Source organism: Phocaeicola sp. RTP21198st1_B8_RTP21198_201120 (assembly GCF_040929485.1).
Lineage (GTDB): Bacteria > Bacteroidota > Bacteroidia > Bacteroidales > Bacteroidaceae > Phocaeicola > Phocaeicola dorei.
The window spans coordinates 1-1,685 of record NZ_JBCOCI010000271.1; the positions used below are offsets into that span (position 1 = coordinate 1).

Consider the following 1,685-nt stretch of genomic DNA (forward strand, 5'->3'; position numbering starts at 1 on the left):
ACATATCAGTATACTGACTCGTACACGGATTATAACAAGAAAACGGTAGAATGGATTTGTTCAACTCTTACTTTCGATATTCCGGAAAGCGAGAACTCTCATGTCATCAATAAAGACAAATATAATGAAAGAGTCAGTTACTATTCATACGATCCGCATCCGTTACTGGTTGAAATGTACCCACAGATAGAACGTTTTGACGACATACAGAACGACTTACCACGTTTGGCATGGTTAACTCCCAATATACCGGAGCCACTATTGGTATGGTGCATCCGCAGTGCCATATACGCCCCGACGTTAAATGAGGTAAGGGAAGCAGGTATCACCCAAGCTGCTATTGAAGCGCTTCATCAGTTAAGGCATACATGGCACGAAGTGTCTTACCTGCTGGAAGCCACTTGCATGCTGGTAGCCGATAAAACTTCCCGTTCCTATGCAGCCGAAATCTGGATAGAGCGTGTAGGTCAAGGCTCCATAGACAGTGGACGCATAGGCAGTATCTTAGGTTCGCATCAACATACCGGCTGGGGACCGCTGAAAAGACTCACTGACCTGATACAGCAACAAATGATAAACGTCAGTCCGCTGCATAACCGGGAATTAGAGAAACTAATCGTGGCAATGTTGACCGGACTTCCAGAAAAGCCTGTCAAAGACTTAAAGAAATTACTAGAAATATATGCAGAGCTGTTATCCATCAACCACAGCAAAGCCGAAGACGAACACGTTTTGCACCTGCTTGACGCATGGAAAGGAGTGGCCAATCTGAAGAAAGCAGTAGCTAATATCCAACGGTAAGAGAGGTAGCTTATTGGAGCTAAAGCCAAAAAGAAGTATCTTTGGCACACTAAATACAAAAGGTTGAATGATTATTCTAAAATATAGTTTAGCTATTTTCTGTTTACTGCTGACAGGATGCTCCTTCTTTTCCAGCCATAAGGAAAAGGAGAGCACTCCCCTCATGGAATACGAACAAACGACGGAGGATATACAACCATGCGAAGAATGTTCCATCATCTCACCACCGGAACGAAGCGAAATGGCTCTCTACATGGACTCATTAGGACTCGTCAATATAGCTGACCTGGATAGCAGTCTCGTTGTAAAACTGATGTATACACAGGCTGATAATTTCACAGGCGAAGTGCTTTACGACAACTTAACGGAAGCCTACCTGCATCCAGATGCGGCATACGCTCTGATAGAAGCACAAAAAGCCTTAAAGAAACTACACCCGTCTTATAGTCTTATCATTTACGATGCGGCACGTCCCATGTCGGTACAGAAAAAGATGTGGAACGTAGTGGAAGGAACGTCCAAATATAAATATGTCTCCAACCCCAACCGTGGAGGCGGGTTACACAACTACGGACTGGCAGTAGACATCAGCATCCAAGACTCTCTGGGACAGCCCCTACCGATGGGAACCAAAGTAGACCACTTAAGCATGGAAGCACACATCACAGACGAGATCGGATTGGTACATAATGGAAAAATGAGTGAAACAGAGCGTCAGAACCGATTACTGCTACGAAAAGTGATGAAAGAAGCCGGATTCCGTGCATTACCCAGCGAATGGTGGCATTTCAATTTTTGCAGCCGGGACGTAGCCAAACAGAAGTATAAGTTAATACCATAACCGACACTCAACAACCCCATAATCAGAGCTCGACGATTCATTG

2 protein-coding genes are annotated in these 1,685 nt (G+C 44.6%); both read left to right on the forward strand.

Annotated features, from left to right (window positions below; all coding sequences use genetic code 11):
- On the forward strand, nt 1-801 hold an 801-nt coding region (locus tag AB5935_RS25315; protein WP_368327791.1), incomplete at its 5' end, for a DUF6493 family protein.
- A gap of 67 nt (nt 802-868) precedes the next feature.
- A complete protein-coding gene (locus tag AB5935_RS25320; RefSeq protein ID WP_004323969.1) occupies nt 869-1,642 on the forward strand; it encodes a M15 family metallopeptidase in 774 nt (257 codons plus the stop codon).
- The last annotated feature ends 43 nt before the right edge of the window (nt 1,643-1,685 follow it).

Bases quoted from the DNA above. Each gene is read 5' to 3' on its own strand.
- AB5935_RS25320 (WP_004323969.1), top strand. From the start codon at position 869: ATGATTATTCTAAAATATAGTTTAGCTATTTTCTGTTTACTGCTGACA.